This is a genomic window from Prosthecobacter sp. (assembly GCF_049294395.1).
GTDB lineage: Bacteria > Verrucomicrobiota > Verrucomicrobiia > Verrucomicrobiales > Verrucomicrobiaceae > Prosthecobacter.
The window spans coordinates 1-4581 of the sequence record NZ_JBAQCR010000369.1; the positions used below are offsets into that span (position 1 = coordinate 1).

The window sequence follows — 4581 nt, forward strand, 5'->3', positions numbered from 1 at the left end:
ATGGGCGAGGATGTCGGTCGCTACGGCGGCTGCTACGCCGTGACCAAGGGCCTGCTGCAGGAGTTCGGCGAGGAGCGCATCCGCGACACGCCGCTGTCGGAATCGGCGTTCACCGGCGCCGGCATCGGCGCGGCGCTGGGCGGCATGCGGCCGATCGTCGAGATCATGACCTGCAATTTCAGCCTGCTGGCGCTGGATCAGATCATGAACACGGCGGCCTCGCTGCTGCACATGTCCGGGGGCCAGTTCCATGTGCCGCTTGTCATCCGCATGGCGACCGGCGGCGGCAAACAGCTCGCGGCGCAGCATTCGCACAGCCTCGAAGGCTGGTATGCGCACATCCCCGGCATCAAGGTCCTGACCCCCGCGACTTTGGAGGATGGCTACGGCATGCTCGCGGCCGCGCTGGAAGATCCGGATCCGGTCCTGATCTTCGAAAACCAGACTCTGTATGTCATGGAGGGAGAGCTGCCCGCCAGTCCGGGCCCGGTGGACATCTCCACGGCCAAAGTGCGGTACGCGGGCTCGGACGTCACCCTCCTGACCTACGGCGCGAGTTTGCAGAAGTCACTCACCGCCGCAGCGAAGCTCGCGGAGGAGGGCATCCGCGCGGAAGTCGTCGATCTGCGTGTGCTGCGCCCGCTGGATGACACCACGATCATGCGCAGCGTGGCGAAGACGCACCGCGTGCTCATCGTCGATGAAGGCTGGCGCAGCGGCGGCATCTCCGCCGAGATCAGCGCCCGCATCATGGAGCAGGCCTTTTATGAACTCGACCGCCCGGTGCAGCGTGTGTGCGCCGCCGAGGTGCCGATCCCTTACGCAAAGCATCTGGAGCTTGCGGCTTTGCCGCAGGTGGAATCCATCATCGCCGCCGTGCAAAACCTCGTCCGCTCCCATGGCTGATTTCGTCATGCCCAGCCTCGGCGCGGACATGGCGTCCGCCACCCTCGTGAAATGGCACGTCAAGCCGGGCGATGCCGTGAAACGCGGTCAGATCATCGCCGAGGTCGACACGGACAAAGGCATCATCGACGTCGAATGCTTCGTGTCAGGTGAGATTGAAAAACTCGTCACCGAGCCCGGAGCCAAGATTCCCGTTGGCAGCTTGCTGGCCGTGATCAAGACGAGCGAAGCCATGCCTGCGGCGACTTCACCACCGACAAGCCCGGCACCCGCCATCGAAGCGCCGGTGGTGGTGCCTGAGACGCCGCACATTCACGCTTCGCCCTTGGCCAGGAAGATCGCCGCCGAACTGCATGTGGATTTGAACCGTCTCGTCGGCCATGGCACCGGCCCAGGTGGCTTGATTGACCGCGAAGATGTCGAGCTGGCCGCCAAGCCGGTCACGCGCTTGCGCATCTCCCCGCTGGCACGCAGGCGCGCTGCGGAGTTGAAGATCGACATCGCAGGCCTGCGTGGCAGCGGGCCGGGTGGGGCGATTGAGGCGGCGGATGTCGAACGTGCGGCCAAACCAGCCGCGCCGAAGACAGGTGACGCGATGCGTCGCGCCATCGCCGCCGCCATGGCGAAATCGAAACGCGAGATTCCTCACTACTACCTGCAAACACGGATCGACATGAGCGCCACACTGGCGTGGCTGCAGGCCGAGAATCAAAAACGCAGCATCAAGGCCCGCCTGCTGCCAGCGGTTCCGTTGCTGAAGGCGCTGGCGAAGGCGCTGCGGGATGTGCCGCAGCTCAACGGCTTCTGGATCGACGGTGAGCACCGTGTTTCTGAGGCGGTTCATCTCGGCTTTGCCATCTCCATGAAAGGCGGCGGCCTGGTGGCTCCGGCCATTCACGATGTGGACAAAAAATCCAACGACGAGGTGATGGCCGCTTTGAGCGACCTCATTCCCCGCGCGCGCAGCGGTCGTCTGCGCAGTTCTGAGATGACCGATGCGACGATCACGATCACCAGCCTCGGCGATCTCGGTGTGGAGACCGTGTTTGGCGTCATCTATCCGCCGCAGGTGGCAATTGTCGGCCTCGGCAAAATCATGGAGCAGCCCTGGGCCAAGGATGGCATGCTCGGCGTGCATCCGGTGATGACCGCCTCGCTTGCCGCGGATCATCGCGCCACCGACGGCCATGTGGGCGCCCAGTTTCTCGAAGCCCTCAACCGCCACCTGCAAACTCCCGACCAGCCATGATCGAATCTGAACTCAAAGCCATCCTGCTTGCCGGCCTGCGCGAGATTGCGCCCGAGTCCGATCCCGAAAGCCTGCGCCCCGACCAGAAGATCCGCGAGACCCTCGACATCGACTCCTTCGACTTTCTCAAGTTTCTCATCGCCCTGAATGAAAAAATCGGCGTGGAAATACCGGAGGCGGATTACGGCAAGCTGAACACACTTGATGACATGCTGCGTTATCTGGGACCCAAGGTGTGACATCTCCCGCGTCCCATGAATGACCGTCCGTTGCTTTCACGACTCATCGATTCCGGCATCGTCATCTGCCTGATCGTCACGCTGGGAACTTTGGTTTATGGTCATATGGGTGGCGAAGCCGGCGGCTTGAGCCTGATCGACAGCTACGTCACGGAGTACATGAAGAAGGCGCCGCACTGGCCCTGGCTCATCGTCGCCAGCTTTGCCTTCGCCCTGCTGCTGTTCCTGCTGGCGCTGGCCTTTCTGCAGCGGAGCGAGGGAAACGTTCTCATTCTCGCCGGCAGTCTTCTGCTCGCCGCCACAGCGATGGGCAACTTCTTCGTGGCCTACGCGCCGATGCGACGTGTCGAGCAGCCGCCACCGCCGGCGCATGAATGGTGGACGCCCACATGGTGGTTCACCTCCCACACTTCACACACGCCCTATGAGCATGGCATGGCGGACGCTTACGCGGATGTTCACTATCGTGCCATCCGTCTTGTCATCAGCATGGGCCTCGCAGGCATTTTCTGCATTGCCGCCGGCATGGTGGCCTCCCCACAGCAGCGCCGCTTCGGATGGCGGACCTTCGGTGCGGTGCTGGTGATGGCGGCGCTGTTCTGGATTGGCGATCATGCCACACGCCATCATGGCATGTGGCAGCGGCTGGGGTTTGCCGTGATGTATGCCTGGTTGTGGTTTGCCCGGCAGACCTTGTACTGGTTGAAAGAGATCAAGGAGCTTCAAGAGGAGCACCCACAAAAAACAAGACTCATCGTTGATGAGTGGCGCACTGGTCAGGATTCGAAGCTGAAACCTTCTGATCGGCAGTTCCATCCTTGTGGGTTTCGGCATGTTCGCTGGTGTGCACTCTTGAATCATTTGAGGCAAACATGCCGGGAGATCTGCGGAGCTGCGTAGCGAATGCATGTTGAGGTTGGAAGCTCCGAACACATGACGAGTGCTGCTTAAGCACCCGGCGGGGGCAGTTGTGCGTGTTAATTCTGCCCGCTAAGCGAACAGGGCTGCAATCGGACTGCCCTGATCCGTGATCGGCACAGGGCGGTCGCCGTCGTGAAGGCTGGCGGTGTAATCCACGCCGACAGCGGCGCAGATGGTGGCGAAGAAGTCGGGCACGCTGACGGGATTCGTGACGATCTTTTTGGCTAGATCATCGGTCTCGCCCCAGGCTCCGCAGTGGCGCAGGCCGCCTCCGGCCAGCACACAGGTGAAAGCGCTGCCCTGATGACCGCGCCCACCGCCGCCGTCAAACTCGGGCGGACGACCAAACTCGGTGGTGATGACGATGAGCGTCTTGTCGAGCAGCCGACGGCTTTCGAGATCGGTGATGAGCGCGGCGACGGCGCCGTCGAGCTCCTTGATCAGCTCGTGCTGTTTCAAGATGCCCTGGTTGTGCGCGTCCCAGCCGGTGCCGTTGAGGAAGTTCAGGTTGTGGGAGACTTCGACAAAACGCACCCCCTGCTCGACCAGTCTGCGGCTGAGCAGGCAGCGCTGGCCAAACTCACCGCCGTAGCGCTGGCGCAGCGCACCGGGCTCCTCGTCGAGCTGGAAGACGCGGTTGAACGCCGGCCCGCTGAACTTCAGGCTTTGCTGGATGGCGGCATCGTAGCTCTTCAGCCTCGGGTCGCTGGTCGGAGGTGCGCTGGCTTGAAGCGCGGAGAGGAACTGCCCCCGGCGTTGCTGACGCTCGGTGCTAACATCAGGCGGGCGGGAGAGACCTGCCGGGCCGCGACTGGTATCCGTGAGATAAAGATACCCGGACTGCGCCCCAAGAAAGCCGGGGCCGCGTGTGACGTTCGGATAGCCAATGATCACATAGGGCGGCGCTTCGTCTGAGGCGGGACCGCGCTGGTGGGTAATGAGTGAGCCGATGGAAGGATAGCTGATCGTGCCGCTAATCGGACGGCCGGTGTGCATGCGGTTGGTGGCCGCGGCGTGCTCATCAATGACATCGTGATGCACGGTGCGCACCGCCGTCACGCGCTCCATGAGCGGTGCGACATTGCGCAGATGCTCGCACACACGAACGCCGCGCACCGCCGTGTCGATGGAGTCGTAGTAGGAGCCCGCCTTCTTCGCCTGCGGATCGCCGCGCCGTTTCGGATCAAAGGTGTCCGTCTGCGCCATGCCCCCGCCGAGCCAGATGGAGATGACGTGCTCGGCCTTCCCCTGGATGAGCCCCTGGGC

5 protein-coding genes are annotated in these 4581 nt (G+C 63.0%); 4 read left to right on the forward strand and 1 reads right to left on the reverse strand.

Annotated elements, in window-relative coordinates; translation table 11 throughout:
• The 4 genes from WAW39_RS24895 to WAW39_RS24910 all read left to right on the forward strand — a co-directional run.
• Positions 1-906, forward strand: a 906-nt coding sequence (locus WAW39_RS24895; protein WP_422321864.1) for an alpha-ketoacid dehydrogenase subunit beta, incomplete at its 5' end; no start/stop codon positions are given.
• Positions 899-2155, forward strand: coding sequence for a dihydrolipoamide acetyltransferase family protein (locus tag WAW39_RS24900; RefSeq protein ID WP_422321865.1), 1257 nt, complete (start codon positions 899-901; stop codon positions 2153-2155). The genes WAW39_RS24895 and WAW39_RS24900, both read left to right, overlap by 8 nt.
• Entirely contained in the window at positions 2152-2394 is a 243-nt protein-coding gene (locus WAW39_RS24905; protein ID WP_422321866.1) for an acyl carrier protein, read from the forward strand. Before WAW39_RS24900 ends, WAW39_RS24905 begins: the two co-directional genes overlap by 4 nt.
• A 15-nt stretch (positions 2395-2409) precedes the next feature.
• Positions 2410-3294, forward strand: coding sequence for a hypothetical protein (locus tag WAW39_RS24910; protein WP_422321867.1), 885 nt, complete (start codon positions 2410-2412; stop codon positions 3292-3294).
• Between the two features lie 90 nt (positions 3295-3384).
• Here the strand turns inward: WAW39_RS24910 and WAW39_RS24915 are convergent.
• The coding region (locus WAW39_RS24915) for a DUF1501 domain-containing protein (protein ID WP_422321868.1) at positions 3385-4581 on the reverse strand (1197 nt) is incomplete at its 5' end.